The following is a 17,977-nucleotide window of genomic DNA, read 5'->3' as shown; positions in this document are numbered from 1 at the left end:
TCCTGGAATTTTATCCAGCCCATTTTTTCAAAGTTATCAATATTCATAGCGTGTTTGAGTAATATAGGCATTACGTCAGCCAAAAGAAATGAAAATTCGCAATCTTTTTTAGATTAAGAAAAAAGTAATTTTAGTACGTTCATTATGTAATTTAATTTTTTCTGCTATGAGGCTTTAAAGGGAAAAAGCTTCACCATGAGCAGTGTACAATCATTATTTCATAATAAAATCAGAAAATCGTTTATCTGAGAACAGTTCTTTTGTAGTAGTTCTAAAACTACGAATGACAAAGAAAATTTTATTTACTAAAATGTTCTAACAACACTGTAAGTGACTTTATTTTTGGTTTACATCAGGAGATGCATAAGCAAAATGTCCAAATTCATCCGAATATCTTAAAGGTAAAATTATAAATTAAAGAAAATTTTACAGTAAGAAGCTGTATAATAACATGAGGGTTTACTTTAATTATATTGCAATATCGATTCGTGTATGAAATCTTACTTTATTACATTGCACTAAGGTCTCTTATCGACAAATTCATAAAAGGTTAATACCATAAAGAGAAATACTGTATACGAGTGTATAAGAGGTTGACTATCTATTTATGGCTTTTTTCTCCAAATTTGACTTTTCTCTTTATATTGAAGTAATAAGCGTAAAAGAGGGTGTTATTTCATTGGTTTAATTTAATACACTTGAAAAATTATATTTAATATTCCTAATGTTGGGGTTATTGTAAAAGCGCGTTGAAAGGATTAACTTAATCATGTCGCATAAAAATGTTTATTCTGTTGTTTCAGTATTAGCTGGGGCTGTTGCCCTTTTTCTTACAATTCATACTTCTGCGAGTGCGCAAACCTTATCTCAAGGTTGGTACAAGGTTTGTAGTAAGCAGCATGACGTTGATGTTTGTAATACAATGAATACTGTTGTGTCAAATACTGGACAGCCTTTGACGGCTTTTAATCTTGTTGAATTAAAAGGGAAACAAAATGAAAAACGCATAGGCATTCAAGTGCCTACAGGTCGTTTTTTGCCAGAAGGTGTTCATATTCAAATAGGGGATAATTTCTCTAAGAAAATTCCTTATATTATTTGTAATGGACCGAGCTGTATTGCTAATGATGTTTTAGATGATAAGCTGATTACTGCTATGAAAAGTGGTTCAAAAATGGTTATCACCACAATTAATTTCCGTGGTTCGCCTAATCCTATTGAATTTTCTCTTAATGGGTTCACAGCTGCATACACGGGTCCTGGTATGGAAGAAAAAGATTTTCAACAAGAACAAATAAAGCTGCAACAAGCCATTCAATCAAAGCAAAAAGAGATCGAAGATCGTATGCGTGCTGAGCAAGAAAAAGCTAAACAAAACTAATCAATATACAATATAAGAAGAGCTTCTTTCGAAGTTTTTTCTGTGTTTATGTATTTTAAACCGCTATGAATATATTTTATAGCGGTTTTTTTAACTTTTGGAAAGCTTTCTACGATTCCACCACCCAATACGCTCAGTTTTGGGCACATCATGAGGAATTGATGATATAACAACAGGATGATTGGCTTTCTCTTCCACTTTGGGCGGAGTTTGCTCAAAAAATTCCTCATTCACAGTTTTCTGCTCTGAGGTTTCTTTTATTACTTCCGATTCTTTAGAGAGTGATTTTTTACGTATTTTACGTGTTGTTTTTTTGCTATTTTTAGAAGTCTTTTCCACTACTTCATGCGTAGATTCATCTACTTTTTTTGTTGTAATCTTATGTATTGGGTCGGTTGTAGATTTTTTTTCTAAAGATTCTGGTACAGCTACATTCTGGTCATTTTCAATGGCTTGCTGGTTTTGTACTGTTTTTGAAGAACGCGCTTTGCGTTTTTTGGGTTTAACAACTGTGGAAATTCTTACAGTTTCATCTTGTTGTATATCATTTTTCATTTCTTCCAACGGAACAGATTTTACAGCTGGAATACGGTGTTTGCGATATGCTGTTTTAATTTCTTCTAAGGCATTCTTACCAAAATCCCCTACCGGTTCTGCATAAGGAATACGAATCTGATAAGAACCGTTGTCCTGATTACGGCGACCACCACGACGTCCCCGACGACGTCCCCGACGACGAGAATCATCATTTAGTGTATCGTCTTTTTTATGAGTAGTGGAAAGAGAATCGTCATTAATCTCATCTTGACGATTTTTACGCCGACGTTTCTGGTTTGTTTCAACGGGTATTTTATTTTCGATAGAAGGACTGTCGTCTATTAAGATTTCATCTTCAACTTCTTCTTTATTGTTATCTTCAGAGATCAATGAAGGCTGAGATATTGCTTCTGCTATTGCGCCTTTAGAAATAATAAGATGTTGCGTTCCAACGCTATCATCTGCTTCAATACTGATATTGAGTTTAAAACGTGTCTCTAGATTAACAAGAATATTACGTTTATGGTTTAATACATAAAGTGCTGTTGTTACAGGCGTTCGTACAATAATGTTATGTTGGGGGTTATGAAGAAGATATTCTTCAATTGAACGCATAACATGTAACGCAATTGAGGATTCAGAACGGATATTTCCTGTTCCAGCACAATGAGGGCAGGGTTGTGTTGTGCTTTCTAAAACTGACACACGAATACGCTGACGACTCATTTCCAAAAGGCCAAAGTGTGAAATGTGACCAACTTGAATACGGGCACGATCACTTTTTAAGCAATCTTTCAACTTTTTTTCTACTAATCTGACATTACGCTCCTCAAGCATATCGATAAAATCAATCACAATCAAGCCAGCAAGATCACGTAAACGTAATTGACGTGCTATTTCTTCTGCTGCTTCGAGATTGGTTTGTAATGCTGTTTTTTCTACAGAAAGCTCTTTGGTAGAACGGCCAGAATTAACATCAATAGCAACAAGCGCTTCTGTTTGATTAATAACAAGGTAACCACCAGATTTTAAAGAAACTTGTGGATGCAACATTTTATCAAGTTGAATTTCGATGTTGTTGCATGCGAAAATGGGAACGGGGTCGCGGTAAGGTTGTACAACTTTTGCGTGGCTTGGCATGAGCATACGCATAAAGTCTTTTGCTTCACGATATCCTTGTTCACCAGAAACAAGAATTTTGTTGATATTCTTGTTATAAAGATCTCGTATAGAACGTTTTATGAGATTGCTTTCTTCGTGAACAAGACACGGTGCTGTAGATTTAAGTGTCAAAGTGCGTACAGTATCCCATAGTCGCGTGAGATATTCATAATCGCGTTTAATCTCAGCTTTTGTTCTATTTGCTCCAGCAGTTCGTAAGATAACGCCCATACCTTTGGGAACTGCTAATTCTTTTACAATTTCTTTAAGACGTTTGCGATCTTGTATATTCGTGATTTTTCGTGAAATGCCACCACCACGTGCTGTATTAGGCATTAAAACAGAATAACGACCTGCTAGGGATAAATATGTTGTGAGTGCAGCACCTTTATTACCGCGTTCTTCCTTAATGACTTGCACCAACAAAATTTGACGCCGTTTAATCACCTCTTGAATTTTATATTGACGTCCTTGTTTTCGTTGATAGGTAGGAAGTTCTTCACGCACATCCTCTGCACCAACCATTTCGATATCATCATGAGAAGCACTTGCACTAAATACTTCTTCTGTTTCATCAATTGCCATTTCTTCAGATATTATATCATTCTCAATATCTGCTGCCATGACATTGTTATGCGCCTCTTTTTTTGTTTTTCTGGAGCGTTTTTTATGTTTGTTTGTTTCTTCAGTAGAGCTGTCTACATAATTTTCTCCTACAGCAGCTTTTTCTTCTTCTTCAAGAAGAGCGAGACGGTCAGCAATAGGAATTTGATAATAATCAGGATGAATTTCAGAAAATGTCAAGAAACCGTGGCGATTGCCACCATATTCGACAAAAGCCGCTTGGAGTGATGGCTCTACACGTGTAATACGTGCTAGATAAATATTCCCCTTAAGCTGCTTTTTATGTTCTGATTCAAAATCAAGTTCTTCAATTTTGTTGCCATGGACAACAACAACACGTGTTTCCTCCGGATGGGAGGCATCTATAAGCATTTTGTTTGACATAAATTAAAATCCTGAAGGCGACATGCACAACTTTACTCAAACGAACAATATAACTATTCGCAAATGCGAGAGGCTGTCTGCCATAAAAGGGGGGTACCAGCAAAACAGGATGGGACACTGCGTGCAGATGTATGGTCGCATTTACAGCATTTCTAATCGTCATCTCCATTTGTTTTGTATGACTCATAACTTTTATAAGTCTCCGGTAAAACAATCTTTAAAATAGTTCGGACATCCGAACACACGAATCTTAAATAGCGCAATCCTAGCTTTTATGACATAAAAAATTTTCATCCATAAAAAGCCTAAATGTGTAACGTACAACAAATCCTCTAAAGACAACTTAATATGGACTACAAATAATTCAGATGGTTACTATCAGCTAGAAAGCGTAAATATTCTTTTATGTTGATATCATGGTTTTGGCAAGTAACAATATAAATACATCCCATTATAATATCCTTATTGCCTTAATTTAGTTTTTTTATTGATTAAAATGGAAGAATTCAGCATTTCTTGAAGAAGATCAAGTAAATTTGAGTATTGCTTTGTAGAAGGGTGATACGAGGTGTCAATACTGTAGGATATGAAATATTTTGCTTATGATAAGAGATTTTTCTACAAAAAAGCTGAAAGTAGCCTGTTGGGGTGTTTTTTTATACATCCTGTATTGTTTGTTGTTTTTTTTGATATTCCAAACGGATATCCGAGCTTCAGATACCTTTAAACTTATCAATTTGCGAGCTATTGGTGATAGTGCGCATACGCGTATTATTGCGGTTTTTAATGCTGAACCAAATGTTCGTTTGCAGATTTTGGATAGACCTGCACGTTTAGTTGTCAATTTACCTAACGTTGATTTTTCAGCGCAACGTACTTCTTTAAAGAAACAAAATATATTATCAGGTATGCTGTCAAATGTGCGTTATGGTTTATCTGATATACGAACTTCACGCATTATTTTGACAAGCAAAAGTGCTTTTGTTGTTGAAAAGACTACAGTACAAAGATTAGAGAATGGTTTATGGCAATTGTTGATTGATATTAGTAAAAGCACACAAGAAAAATTTTATGAGATATTAAAAAAACAGCAAAAAGCTAATCTCGATGTAAAAACACAAAGAATGCCAACACCTAATTTTCGTGTTGTTCTTGATCCTGGACATGGAGGAATTGATGGTGGTGCACGAGGTGTTAGCGGTATTTTAGAAAAAGATGTAACACTGGCCTTTGCACGTGTTCTACGAGATGAATTAGAAAAAGATTCTCATATCACGGTTGCTTTAACGCGTGATTCCGATGTCTTTTTAAGGTTAAGTGAAAGAGTTAAAAAAGCTCAAGATTTTGAAGCTGATCTTTTTATATCTATTCATGCAGATACAATTGATGTACCTTCTTTTCGCGGTGCCACAGTGTATACTATATCAGACAAGGCATCTGATGCTATTGCGAAATCTTTAGCTGAAAGTGAAAATAAAGTTGATCTTTTAGATGGTTTGCCTGCAGATGAAACGCTTGAAGTTACAGATATTTTGATCGATCTTACCCGACGTGAAACGCATGCATTTTCGGTGAATTTTGCAAATAATGTTGTTTCAAACTTATCAAAAAGTAATATCAATCTGATAAATAACCCTCATCGATATGCTGATTTTCAAGTGTTAAGAGCTTCAAATATACCCTCTGTCTTGATAGAGATGGGTTATTTATCGAATAAAGAGGATGAAAGATTATTAAGTAATTCTCAATGGAGAAAAAAAATGGCTAGCTCTCTTGCGTATTCTATTCGTCAATTTGCTGAGTATAGACAGAAAATTATGCAACCTCTTTAAATTTGTGAGAAAATAGAGTATCAATGCTAGCCTCTAGGTAAAAGAGAGAAAACAGTTTTCTCTTTATCTCAGTCTAGCAGAGATATCCGCGTGGTGTTGGTGAGATAACATATTTTTTCTTTGATCAATTTTGAGGAAAGCGGTAGTCGTTTCGATGATGATTTTTTTTAGATATCTTCTTAGTTTTGTTATCACTCTTATGGTTGGAAAAGCAATGATACAAAGCGTGATAGCACAGGAGCAGAAGAGTGCGCTTCCTGATTATGAAATTCTTGCGCTTTATGAACCATCTGTGATGACACGTGTTCATGCCGCTGATGGTAGTCTTATGGCGGAGTTTGCAACAAAACATCGCCTTTATTTGCCAATTCAGTCAATACCAAAAATTCTTAAAGAGGCTTTTATTTCTGCCGAAGACAAAAATTTTTATCGTCATTTTGGCTTAGATCCTGAAGGACTTTCTCGCGCTTTGATCAATAATATTCGTAATATTGGTTCTGGAAAACGCCCGGAGGGTGCGTCAACTATTACACAACAAGTCGCTAAAAACTTCCTTTTAAGTTCAGAGGTAACATTAGAACGTAAATTAAAGGAAGCTATTTTAGCGATGCGTATTGAGAAGACTTATTCAAAAGATCATATTCTTGAGCTTTATCTCAACGAAATTTATCTTGGCCGTGGTAATTATGGCATTGCTGCTGCTTCTTTGAGTTACTTCAATAAATCTGTCAATGATCTGACGCTAGAACAGTGTGCTTATTTGGCTGCTCTTCCAAAAGGGCCAGCAAATTATGATCCATTCAGAAACACTCAACGTGCTATTAATCGACGCAATTGGGTTATAGATCGAATGGTTGCAAATGGGTATGTACCCCATGAACAAGGAGAAAAAGCTAAAGCCAAGCCTTTAGGAGCGACAATACGCGGTAATGATAACTACGTTTTTGCTGCTGACTATTTTACTGAAGAAGTACGTCGCCGTTTAATAAATCGTTATGGCGCCAAAACACTTTACGAAGGCGGGCTTTCAATTCGTACAACGCTTGATCCTCATTTACAATTCCTTGCTCGACGCGCTTTACACAATGGATTAGTTAAGTTTGATCATTCACAAGGTTGGCGTGGCGCTTATGATCATATTGATAAGAAAGATGATTGGGGTATAGAACTTGCAAATATTACAGGATTAAGGGATGTTCCTGAATGGCATTTAGCCGTTGTGCTTTCTACAGATAATAATAAAGTGGAGATTGGTTTACAGCCGCAGCGCGAAGCTTCAGGTTTGTTATCAAAAAAGCGGGAGACTGCTATTTTATCTGAAAACGATTCAAAATGGGCATTAAATGTTGTGAAAGAAAATAGCCATCGAAAAGTTGTTCAGAGTTTATCTCATGTTCTGCAAGTTGGAGATGTGATTTTTGTTGAAAAAGTACCCAATACAAACGGCATTTATCGTTTACAACAAATTCCAAAGGTTGAGGGTGCAATTGTTGCTATGAATCCTGACTCAGGGCGTGTTCTTGCAATGGTGGGAGGATTTTCTTTTGCTGCATCTGAATTTAATCGTGCAACACAAGCCTACCGTCAACCTGGTTCTGCATTTAAGCCCATTGTGTACGCAGCAGCACTCGATAATGGATATACCCCAGCCTCAGTTGTTTTAGATGGTCCTATTGAAATTCGTCAATATAATGGTGAGATTTGGCAACCTAAAAATTATGGTGGTACATTTTCGGGACCTTCAACACTGCGTTATGGCATTGAAAATTCCCGTAATCTTATGACAGTACGTCTTGCCTATGATATGGGGATGTCTCTTGTTGCTGAGTATGCAGAGCGTTTTGGTATTGTGGATAAATTGCAACCTTATCTCCCCATGGCTTTAGGGGCTGCTGAAACAACAGTCTTACGAATGGTTACAGCTTATTCAGTGATAGCTAATGGTGGACGCTCTATTAATCCTTCTCTGATAGACAGAATTCAAGATCGTTATGGGAAAACAATTTACCGTCATGATGATCGTCTCTGTGAAAATTGTAATGTTCAGACGTGGGATAATCAAAGTGAACCCAAATTGGTCGATGAGCGAGATCAAGTTCTTGATCCTATGACGGCTTATCAGATTACATCAATGATGGAGGGAGTTGTTCAGCACGGTACAGCAGCACGTCTACGTTATCTTAATCGACATATTGCTGCTAAAACGGGAACCACTAATGATTCTAAAGATGTGTGGTTTATGGGTTTTACTCCTGATCTTGTTGTTGGTATTTTTATTGGTTATGATCAACCCGCACCATTAGGATATCACGGAACGGGGAGTTCACTGGCAGCACCTATTTTTGGTGAATTTGTGGGAGAAGCTCTAAAAGGAAAACCAGATGTACCATTTAAAATGCCAAAGGGCATGATTTCAATGCCTATTAATCGTAGGACAGGTATGCTCGCGGAAAGAGGAGATCGTGATGTTATTATAGAAGCATTTAAACCAGGAACTGGACCTGCTGATATATATCAGGTCATTGGTGGCACAAACTCTTTTCAAGAAGGTATTCCTTCAGGAACAACTTCTCCACAGGTTAACAAAGCTCTTGAAAGCGGTACAGGTGGATTGTATTAATCGACAAAATTCTCTTTGTTATATGACTGATGAATGGAGTAAGGTTATTTTTATCTATTTGGTAGTGTAGCTACAGTAAATAGGTTGGTGAAGCTATATCCCCTTACTATGGTCATTGCGTTTGTATAAAATGCTAAGCAGGATAATGAAACATTCTTAAAAAATAAAAACTACGGTATTAAATTATGCGGGCAGAAATAGAAATATTAGTCGATGAGATTCAACAAGCAATTAAGTTGCTAAGGAGGCATCTTTGACTGGGATCAATCACTAAAACGCCTAGAGTATCTCAATCAGAAAGCAGAAGATCCCAAACTTTGGAATAATGCGCAACAAGCGCAAGATATGATGCGTGAGCGTCAGCGTCTTGATTATTCAATCAATAATATTCGTTCATTTACAAAAAAACTTGAAGAGTGCATTGAGTTAATTGCGATGGGTGAGGAAGAAAGTGATACTGAAATTATCACTGATGCAGAAAATGCAATACGCAATCTTAAGAATGAGATAGATAAAAGGCAAATTGATGTGCTTCTTTCAGGAGAAGCAGATCCAAACGATACTTATTTAGAAATTCATGCTGGTGCAGGAGGTACAGAAAGTCAAGATTGGGCTTCTATGCTTTTACGCATGTATACGCGCTGGGCTGAACAGCATGAAATGAAAGTTGAACTATTAGAAATTCATGATGGAGAAGAAGCAGGCATAAAATCAGCAACTCTTATCGTGAAAGGGCATAACGCTTATGGTATGTTGAAAACAGAATCAGGTGTACACCGTTTGGTACGTATTTCGCCGTTTGATTCAAATGCAAAGCGCCATACCTCTTTTGCAAGCATTTGGGTTTACCCAGTCATTGATAATAATATTGAAGTCGATGTTTCAGAAGCAGATGTTCGTATTGATACATATCGTGCATCAGGAGCTGGAGGCCAACACGTCAATACGACGGATTCTGCAGTTCGTATCACACATATAAAAACGGGTATTGTTGTCCAATGTCAAACGGAGCGTTCTCAACATAAAAATCGAGCGACTGCATGGTCTATGTTGCGCGCAAGACTTTATGAAGAAGAACTCAAAAAAAGAGAAGAAGAAACGAATGCCATTGAAGCTTCTAAAACAGAGATTGGATGGGGACATCAAATTAGATCTTATGTTCTTCAACCTTATCAGCTTGTTAAAGATTTGCGTACAGGCGTTGAAAACACTGATCCACAATCCGTACTTAATGGCAATTTAGATGCATTTATAGAGGCGACACTGGCCCGACGCATTTATGGAAAAGTTCAAGAAATTAAAGATATTGATTAATCGTACATGAATTTTTTTAAGTTTTGGAGGATGTGAATTCTGTATTGTTACGCTCAGATTTAACAGTTGGTAAAATAAAACCAGTTGGGGAGGGAGGCTTTATATTTTATAAATGCATTGCGTTACAAGGTTATGAACTGCTATTATGATATAAAAGTACAGCAGCAGCTAATACTTTATCAGCATGTCCAGGCACACTAACTTTACGCCACTCTTCTGCTATTTTCCCATTTGCATCAATTAAAAAAGTGCTTCGTTCAACGCCCATATATTTGCGTCCATACATACTTTTTTCAACCCAAACACCGTAAGCATCAAGTGCCATTTTTTCTTCATCCGAAACGAGAATGAGATCAAGCGTATGTTTTGTTTTAAATTTATCATGTTTTTTAACATTATCTGGAGATATTCCAATAACAACAACTCCAATTTCATCAAATTTTGTTTTCAATCGTGTAAAATCAAGCGCTTCATTTGTGCAGCCACTGGTGTCATCCTTCGGATAAAAATATAAAACAACGCATCTTCCGTGAAAGTCAGAAAGGCGTATTTTACTTCCTCCATCACGCGGTAAATCAAAGTCGGGAGCAGGAATGCCTTTCATTGATCTTGCCATTAGTTTTTATCTTTCTTTCTTGTGTAATAAGCATAAAATATCACAGTACATAGAATAAAAGAACTATTCAACTCTTTAGAATATTATTTTTGAAGGGTTTTTATTTTTCCTAACAAGGCCCACTTTTTCATAGCGATTGAATTGAAAAACAAGATCGATATAAACAGCATAAATAAAAGAACACAAAAAATTATAAAGAGCTTATACAGGTTTCAGCAAAACATGCTTTTTCTTACCGAAGGAAAGTTTAATTATTCCTTCTGCATTGATATGCTCTTCAATAATAAGATGTGTTTCATCCTCAATGATTTGATCATTTACACGTACACCGCCACCTTGAACATGTCGACGTGCCTCACTGTTAGATTTGGCAAGTCCTGCTTGTACTAAAAGAGTGAGCAATCCAACACCCTTTTTAAATTCTGCGGTATTAATTTCAACAGTCGGAAGATTTTCTCCCAAAGTTTTCTCTTCAAAAGTTTTTCGCGCAGTTTCGGCTGCTGTATCCGCTAGGCTGCGTCCGTGCAACATTGCTGTAATTTCTGTTGCAAGAATTTTCTTTGCTTCGTTAATTTCAGTTCCTCGCAATGCAGAAAGTTTGCGAATCTCATCCATCGGCAATGTGGTATAAAGCTTTAAAAATCTTATTACATCAGCATCTTCTGTGTTACGCCAATATTGCCAAAATTGATAAGGTGAAAGCATATCTGCATTAAGCCACACAGCCCCATTCAGTGATTTACCCATTTTAGCACCGGAAGAAGTTGTTAGTAATGGTGAAGTTAATGCATATAATTGTGCTGTTCTCAAGCGATGTCCTAATTCAATTCCATTGACAATATTACCCCATTGATCAGAGCCACCCATTTGCATGCGTAGTCCATAGCGTTGATGAAGTTCAACAAAGTCATAGGCTTGTAAAATCATATAATTAAACTCTAAGAACGATAGGGAATGTTCACGTTCAAGTCTTAGTCTAACAGAATCAAATGACAACATACGGTTGACAGAAAAATATTTTCCTACGTCACGCAAAAACTCTAAGTAGTTCAAATTGCATAACCATTCAGCATTATTAACAATGCGTGCATCAGTTTTTGTATCACCAAATGTTAAATAGCTAGTGAATACCTTTTTAATACTTACAATGTTTGCAGCAATATCATCTTGTGTCAGAAGACGTCGTGCTTCGTCTTTGAAAGAAGGATCACCGATCAATCCTGTCCCTCCACCCACCAAAACGATAGGACGATGACCAGTTTTTTGTAACCAATAGAGCATCATAATTTGTAGAAGATTTCCAGCATGCAGACTCGATGCTGTAGGGTCAAATCCAATATAAGCGCTTACAATTTCTTTTGAAAAGAGATCATCTAGGCCTTTTTCATCCGAAATTTGATGAACAAAGCCACGTTCACTCATGATATGTAAAAAATCAGATTTAAAGGAAAGCACAGATTTTATTTCCTCATTAATATTGCATTCGTTTATATGATGGATTGTTAATAGAATTTCTCTACCATAAATGGCGCCTACCTTACAAGAGAACGAGAAACATTGGTAGTAAAAATGATACAGAGACTATTTTGCTGATATATTTAAAAAGAAAACACTTCGTCATTAAAGAGGAGAAGGCACTATTTTTATTCTTGAATATCAGTGAATACAAGAAAATTGGAAAACAACACAAATAAACTACCTCCTTGTTATAAGAATAATTCTTTTTCATTTTTAGAAATTTTTAGTGCTGTTCGGTGAGTGAAAGCAATTCAGGCGGAGGAGAGAGAAAATCATTTGTAATATGGCTATCCAAATATTGTGTACATCGTTCAATAAGTTCCTTATTGCGTCCACTAAAAAAGTGATTAGCCCCTTCCAATATTTCTTGTGTAATGACGATACCTTTTTGTGTTTTTAGTTTGTCTACAAGCATTTGGACATCTTTTGGGGGAGCAACTTTATCAATATCGCCGTGAATAATAAGCCCAGAGGAAGGACAGGGGGCAAGGAATGAAAAATCATAAACATTCGGTTGAGGAGCAACAGATATAAAGCCTTCAATTTCCGGTCGGCGCATCAAAAGTTGCATACCAATCCAGGCACCAAATGAATACCCCGCTACCCAGCAATTTTTAGAATCAGGGTGCTGTGTTTGTACCCAATCGAGTGCAGCAGCAGCATCTGAAAGCTCTCCTATCCCATAATCAAATTCACCCTGGCTTCGTCCGATACCACGGAAGTTAAAACGTAATGTCGTAAAGCCACGTTGTTGAAACATATAGAAGAGATCATAAACAATTTTATTATTCATTGTGCCGCCAAATTGGGGATGAGGATGCAAAATAATCGCAATTGGTGCATTTCTTTGTTGTGAAGGCTGATAACGTCCTTCAAGCCGACCTGCGGGACCATTAAAAATAATTTCTGGCATTGAATGCTCCTTAAATGCTATAAAAGCTTCCATTGACCTTGGTCGATTTTTATCATAGAATCTCTTAAGTAATCGTTAGATATTCTTTTTTAAGTGCATTTTTCAAGAAAATTGCACTATTTTTTTTAAAAAAATCAATTTGTAAGTTAGTGAGTGCGATGTAAAATGGTTATACAACGCCGATATTTTGATCATAATGCGACGACACCGCTTAAGAAAATAGCGCGAATGGCATTATTGGAAGCTTTAGAGATCTTTGGTAATCCATCATCTGTTCATGCGGAAGGAAGGGCTGCTAAGGCTTTATTGCAAAAAGCGCGCCGACAAATTGCTGAAAACCTCAACACACATCCAGATCATGTTGTATTTACATCTGGCGCAACTGAAGCAGCCATGACCTTGTTATCACCCTTTTATAATATGGGAAGCTCTAAGGTTCAATTTTCTCATCTTTACATTGGAGCTACAGAACATCCATCGGTTGCAGAAGGAGGACGTTTTCCTAAAGAATGTATTAGTGCAGTTACCGTTGATCAAGATGGGCTCATTCAACAAGATCAATTAGCCTCTCTCTTAAAGATTCATGATAAAACAAAGGGTCTTCCTCTTGTTGCCATTCAAGCTGCAAATGGAGAAACTGGTGTTATTCAACCCATAAAAGAAATAGCCGCTATCGTTCGGGATTATGGAGGTATTCTTATTGTTGATTTGACACAATATATAGACAAAAATTTTGTTGATATTCATCACATGGGAGGGGATTTTTTTATACTATCTGCACATAAAATTGGCGGACCTAAAGGGATTGGTGCTTTGGTTTCCTGTGGAAATCTACTGATGCCGCATCCTCTTATTGTGGGAGGAGGGCAAGAAAAGGGTTTTCGTGGAGGAACAGAGGCATTACCTCTTATTACTGCTTTTGGCGCAGCAATTACTGATCGATTTACTCAAGAAGAGATAAAACAATTAATGCATTTACGTGATAAATTAGAAGATGGAATACAAGAAATGTGTAGTGATGTTGAAATTTTTGGCAAAAGAGTCAAGCGTTTGCCAAATACAACATATTTTGCTATACGCGATATAAAAGCTGAAACGATGCAAATTGGTTTTGATTTGGCAGGATTTTCTGTCTCAGCAGGTTCTGCTTGTTCTTCAGGAAAAGTAAAAAAAAGCAGAGTTTTGGAAGCGATGGGGCACCATGTTCCAAATGGAGCAATTCGCGTTTCAATAGGGCGGTCTACAACTTCTCAAGATATTGATGATTTTTTATTGTTTTTTTCTCAAATTATTAGTAATAGAAAAAAATAGGGTTTATCATTTAATAGTCATAAATAGAGTTATTTTAAAAAATAAAATAAACTTGATTGGAATTTTCCCACTTTATATATAGCCTAGAGAATGGAGTGCATATTTTGGTCCTGTGAAAAACAGTGCTTTTAGTCACTGGTTCGTAACGCCAAAAAATGGAGAAAGTTTATGCCGGCAGTACAAGAAACAATACGCCAAGTACGAGAAATAGATGTTGATCAATATAAATATGGTTTTGAAACCCATATTGAAATGGATAAAGCTCCAAAAGGTTTAAATGAAGATATTATCAAATTTATTTCTACTAAAAAACGTGAACCTGAATGGATGATGGCTTGGCGTTTACAGGCTTTCCGTCGTTGGTCGACAATGCAAGAACCTGATTGGGCGCGCATTAAATATCCAAAAATTGATTTCCAAGGGCTTTATTATTATGCTGCTCCTAAAAATCATACGGGGCCGAAGTCTTTGGATGAAGTAGATCCTGAGTTGTTAGCGACCTATGAAAAACTTGGCATTCCCCTCAAAGAGCAAGAAATTTTGGCAGGAGTCAGAAAACAATCTGATCCTTCTACTTTTGATGAGAGTATTTATGCATCAGGTCAGGTAGCTGTTGATGCAGTTTTCGATTCCGTTTCTGTTGTGACAACATTTAAAAAAGAGTTGGCACGTGCGGGTGTTATTTTTTGCTCTATTTCAGAAGCAATTATTGAACATCCCGCTCTGATTAAGGAATATTTAGGAACGGTTGTTCCTACGAGTGACAATTATTATGCTGCCTTAAATGCAGCTGTTTTTACAGATGGTTCGTTTGTTTATGTTCCTAAAGGAGTTCGTTGTCCTATGGAGCTTTCAACCTATTTTAGGATTAATGAACGTAATACAGGACAATTCGAGCGCACATTAATTATTGCAGATGAAGATTCTTATGTTTCTTATCTTGAAGGATGTACAGCACCTCAGCGTGATGAAAACCAACTTCATGCTGCTGTTGTTGAGCTTGTTGCACTCAAAAATGCAGAAATTAAATATTCTACAGTACAAAATTGGTATCCTGGCGATAAAGATGGTAAGGGAGGGATTTACAATTTTGTGACAAAACGCGGAGATTGTCGGGGTGATAATTCTAAAATTTCATGGACGCAGGTTGAAACTGGCTCTGCTATTACTTGGAAATATCCATCCTGCTTACTGCGTGGTGACAATTCGCGTGGAGAATTTTATTCTATTGCTGTTGCAAATGGTTACCAACAAATTGATTCCGGTACAAAAATGATTCATTTAGGGAAAAATACATCAAGTCGTATTGTTTCCAAAGGCATTTCTGCTGGTTTTTCAAACAATACTTATCGGGGACAAGTTACAGCACACCGAAAAGCGCAAAATGCACGTAATTTTACGCAATGTGATAGTTTGTTAATTGGAAATGATTGTGGTGCCCATACAGTACCTTATATTGAAGCAAAAAATGCGACAGCGCAATTTGAACATGAAGCGACAACATCAAAAATTTCTGATGATCAGCTTTTCTATGTTATGCAGCGGGGAATTCCTGAAGAAGAGGCCATCGCATTAATTGTGAATGGTTTTGTAAAAGAGGTCATTCAGAAACTTCCAATGGAATTTGCTGTTGAAGCGCAAAAGCTTATTGGTATCAGCCTTGAAGGTAGCGTGGGTTAATTATTTAGATAAATAGCGCGCTTATAAAGCAGCCAAAACAGGATTAAATTATGTTAGAAATAAAAAATTTACGTGCCCGTATTGTTGGGACCGATACAGAAGTTATTCGCGGTTTAAACTTGACTGTTCAAGATGGTGAAGTTGCTGCTATCATGGGACAAAATGGAGCTGGAAAATCGACTTTGTCTTATTTGCTTGCTGGTCGTGATGATTATGAAGTGATAGAAGGTGATATTCTTTATAATGGACAATCACTGTTAGAAATGGATCCAGCAGAACGTGCGACATATGGCATTTTTCTTGCATTTCAATATCCAATGGAAATACCTGGAGTGGCAACGATGGAGTTTTTAAAAGTTGCGATGAATTCTCAACGCAAAGCGCGTGGTGATGAAGAACTTAAGATTCCTGAATTTATAAAACATGTTAAAGAAGTTTCTTCAAAACTTGAAATAGATATGAATATGCTCAAGCGTCCATTAAATGTGGGCTTTTCAGGTGGAGAAAAAAAACGTGCTGAAATTTTACAAATGGCACTTCTTGAACCAAAACTTTGCATTTTAGATGAAACAGATTCTGGTTTAGATATTGATGCGCTAAAAATTGTTGCTGATGGTGTTAATAAATTGCGGGATTCAAAGCGTTCATTTTTGGTGATTACCCATTACCAACGTCTCCTTAATTATATCATTCCTGATACGGTACACGTTCTTTATAAAGGACGCATTATCAAAAGTGGAGATAAATCATTAGCGCTTTATTTGGAACAAAATGGATATGCTGATCTTATTAGTGAAGCGGCTTGAGGTTATTAAATATGAACGCACAGAAAGAATTGTTAGAGGTTGAAAAAGATATACTCAATAATTTCAACCAGTATATCAGCAATTTACCTGGTGATGAGACTGTGCAGGCAGTTCGTAAAAAAGCTATTGAATTGTTTCAAACCATACGGCTTCCTTCACGTAAAATTGAAAATTGGCATTATACTAATCTACGTACATTACTGAAATCCGTTAGTAATTTTTCAGAAGTAAATGACGATGGGCAATTCATTGACACATTACTTTCGGAGAGTGCTGTTTTTTCTATTAAAAATGGAAAAAAATCTACACAGTCAAAGGTAAAAAATATCGTAATAAAACGACTTGCAAATGCATTAAGAGAAAATTCTATAAAAATAGATCAAATCATTTCTGATGAAGATTTTATAGGACAATTAAATACAGCTTTTTTCACAGATGGTTGGTTTTTTTACATCCCTGAAAATACAAAATTAAATGTTCCCATTGAATTACAAAATATTCAAATGGGGGGACAATCTCATATTTTTTCAGACATGAAAATTGATAAAAACAGTCAAGCTGTGTTTATTGAACATCAGATTGGTAATGATCAAGATACCTTTGTTAGTTCAATATTTTCATTGCATATTGCTGCTTATAGTGATGTGACATGGATTCTTATTCGCGATCGTGGTTTTAATGCTACACAGTTTGGCCGATTTCGTGCTGTTCTTGCCCAAGGAGCAAAATTATCACTTTATGTGATTAATATAGGCAGTCAACTTAATCGTCAGGAAATTGATATTGAATTACAGGGAGAGGAATCTGATTTTCAATTACGAGTCATAAATTTATTATCAGGAAGAACGCATAGTGATCTTACGATGACTGTTCATCACGTGGAAGAAAAATCAACCTCAACTGAAATTGTACGCAATGTGGTTACAGATAAAGCAGTTGGTGTTTTTCAAGGAATAATACGCGTTGCTCAAAAAGCTCAAAAAACAGATGCACGCATGGCCTGTAATAGCCTTATCCTTTCAGATTCTGCAGAGTTTAATGCAAAGCCTGAATTAGAGATTTTTGCTGATGATGTTGCGTGTGGTCACGGTGCGACAGTTGCCAATATTAATCATGATTATCTTTTTTATCTCATGGCGCGCGGCATCCCTTTTAAAACCGCTCGTGCACTTTTGATTAAAGGCTTTATCTCTGAGCTTATTGATGACATCAAACAAGATAATATCCAAATTGTTTTAAAGGATATCATTAGCCAATGGTTAGAAAAAAATGTTTAAGGT

The 17,977-nt window shown here is 36.4% G+C and carries 12 protein-coding genes; 8 read left to right on the top strand and 4 right to left on the bottom strand.

Going from position 1 to position 17,977, the window contains the following annotated elements:
• Nucleotides 1–769 precede the first annotated feature (769 nt).
• Nucleotides 770–1,381, top strand: a complete 612-nt coding sequence (locus J7R07_RS05235) for an invasion associated locus B family protein (protein WP_208435847.1) — start codon at nt 770–772, stop codon at nt 1,379–1,381.
• A gap of 90 nt (nt 1,382–1,471) precedes the next feature.
• On the opposite strand, the gene J7R07_RS05230 is transcribed toward J7R07_RS05235, so the two are convergent.
• Nucleotides 1,472–4,087: an Rne/Rng family ribonuclease gene (locus tag J7R07_RS05230; protein ID WP_208435846.1), complete on the bottom strand. Its 2,616-nt coding sequence runs from the start codon at nt 4,085–4,087 to the stop codon at nt 1,472–1,474.
• Nucleotides 4,088–4,689: 602 nt separating this feature from the next.
• Between J7R07_RS05230 and J7R07_RS05225 the strand changes: the two genes are divergently transcribed.
• The 3 genes from J7R07_RS05225 to prfB all read left to right on the top strand — a co-directional run bounded on the left by J7R07_RS05225 (nt 4,690) and on the right by prfB (nt 9,853).
• On the top strand, nt 4,690–5,919 hold the full coding sequence (locus J7R07_RS05225) for an N-acetylmuramoyl-L-alanine amidase (protein ID WP_208435845.1): 1,230 nt from the start codon (nt 4,690–4,692) through the stop codon (nt 5,917–5,919).
• A gap of 199 nt (nt 5,920–6,118) precedes the next feature.
• On the top strand, nt 6,119–8,539 hold the full coding sequence (locus J7R07_RS05220) for a penicillin-binding protein 1A (RefSeq protein ID WP_343070150.1): 2,421 nt from the start codon (nt 6,119–6,121) through the stop codon (nt 8,537–8,539).
• A gap of 185 nt (nt 8,540–8,724) precedes the next feature.
• Nucleotides 8,725–9,853 (top strand): peptide chain release factor 2 gene (gene prfB, locus J7R07_RS05215; protein WP_208435843.1). Its coding sequence is split into 2 segments (ribosomal slippage): nt 8,725–8,793 and nt 8,795–9,853, totalling 1,128 coding nucleotides; the frame shifts between segments, so codons are not numbered across the junction.
• Between the two features lie 130 nt (nt 9,854–9,983).
• Here prfB and J7R07_RS05210 read toward each other — a convergent pair.
• From J7R07_RS05210 to J7R07_RS05200, 3 genes are all read right to left on the bottom strand, one after another.
• Complete coding sequence (locus J7R07_RS05210) at nt 9,984–10,469, bottom strand: peroxiredoxin (protein WP_208435842.1); 486 nt, start codon at nt 10,467–10,469, stop codon at nt 9,984–9,986.
• Nucleotides 10,470–10,670: 201 nt separating this feature from the next.
• Entirely contained in the window at nt 10,671–11,924 is a 1,254-nt protein-coding gene (gene tyrS, locus J7R07_RS05205) for a tyrosine--tRNA ligase (RefSeq protein ID WP_208435841.1), read from the bottom strand.
• A 286-nt stretch (nt 11,925–12,210) separates the two neighbouring features.
• Complete coding sequence (locus J7R07_RS05200; protein ID WP_208435840.1) at nt 12,211–12,900, bottom strand: alpha/beta hydrolase; 690 nt, start codon at nt 12,898–12,900, stop codon at nt 12,211–12,213.
• Nucleotides 12,901–13,065: 165 nt separating this feature from the next.
• Here J7R07_RS05200 and J7R07_RS05195 point away from each other — a divergent pair, with 165 nt between their 5' ends.
• The 4 genes from J7R07_RS05195 (at nt 13,066) to sufD (ending at nt 17,974) form a co-directional block, all read left to right on the top strand.
• Nucleotides 13,066–14,211, top strand: coding sequence for a cysteine desulfurase family protein (locus J7R07_RS05195; RefSeq protein ID WP_208435839.1), 1,146 nt, complete (start codon nt 13,066–13,068; stop codon nt 14,209–14,211).
• Between the two features lie 168 nt (nt 14,212–14,379).
• On the top strand, nt 14,380–15,891 hold the full coding sequence (sufB, locus tag J7R07_RS05190; protein WP_208435838.1) for a Fe-S cluster assembly protein SufB: 1,512 nt from the start codon (nt 14,380–14,382) through the stop codon (nt 15,889–15,891).
• A gap of 50 nt (nt 15,892–15,941) precedes the next feature.
• Nucleotides 15,942–16,697 carry a Fe-S cluster assembly ATPase SufC gene (gene sufC / locus J7R07_RS05185; RefSeq protein ID WP_208435837.1) on the top strand — a complete coding sequence of 252 codons (756 nt, stop codon included), beginning with the start codon at nt 15,942–15,944 and terminating at the stop codon, nt 16,695–16,697.
• 11 nt (nt 16,698–16,708) lie between these two features.
• On the top strand, nt 16,709–17,974 hold the full coding sequence (gene sufD, locus J7R07_RS05180; RefSeq protein WP_208435836.1) for a Fe-S cluster assembly protein SufD: 1,266 nt from the start codon (nt 16,709–16,711) through the stop codon (nt 17,972–17,974).
• Nucleotides 17,975–17,977: the final 3 nt, after the last annotated feature.

Origin of the sequence: Bartonella phoceensis (assembly GCF_902825145.1) — a bacterium.
Taxonomy (GTDB): Bacteria; Pseudomonadota; Alphaproteobacteria; order Rhizobiales; family Rhizobiaceae; genus Bartonella; species Bartonella phoceensis.
This window is presented reverse-complemented; position numbering and strand designations above follow the sequence as displayed.

Bases quoted from the DNA above. Each gene is read 5' to 3' on its own strand.
- J7R07_RS05230 (WP_208435846.1), bottom strand. From the start codon at position 4,087: ATGTCAAACAAAATGCTTATAGATGCCTCCCATCCGGAGGAAACACGT.
- J7R07_RS05235 (WP_208435847.1), top strand. From the start codon at position 770: ATGTCGCATAAAAATGTTTATTCTGTTGTTTCAGTATTAGCTGGGGCT.
- J7R07_RS05200 (WP_208435840.1), bottom strand. From the start codon at position 12,900: ATGCCAGAAATTATTTTTAATGGTCCCGCAGGTCGGCTTGAAGGACGT.
- J7R07_RS05195 (WP_208435839.1), top strand. From the start codon at position 13,066: ATGGTTATACAACGCCGATATTTTGATCATAATGCGACGACACCGCTT.
- sufD (WP_208435836.1), top strand. From the start codon at position 16,709: ATGAACGCACAGAAAGAATTGTTAGAGGTTGAAAAAGATATACTCAAT.
- J7R07_RS05210 (WP_208435842.1), bottom strand. From the start codon at position 10,469: ATGGCAAGATCAATGAAAGGCATTCCTGCTCCCGACTTTGATTTACCG.
- sufB (WP_208435838.1), top strand. From the start codon at position 14,380: ATGCCGGCAGTACAAGAAACAATACGCCAAGTACGAGAAATAGATGTT.
- J7R07_RS05225 (WP_208435845.1), top strand. From the start codon at position 4,690: ATGATAAGAGATTTTTCTACAAAAAAGCTGAAAGTAGCCTGTTGGGGT.
- J7R07_RS05220 (WP_343070150.1), top strand. From the start codon at position 6,119: ATGGTTGGAAAAGCAATGATACAAAGCGTGATAGCACAGGAGCAGAAG.
- sufC (WP_208435837.1), top strand. From the start codon at position 15,942: ATGTTAGAAATAAAAAATTTACGTGCCCGTATTGTTGGGACCGATACA.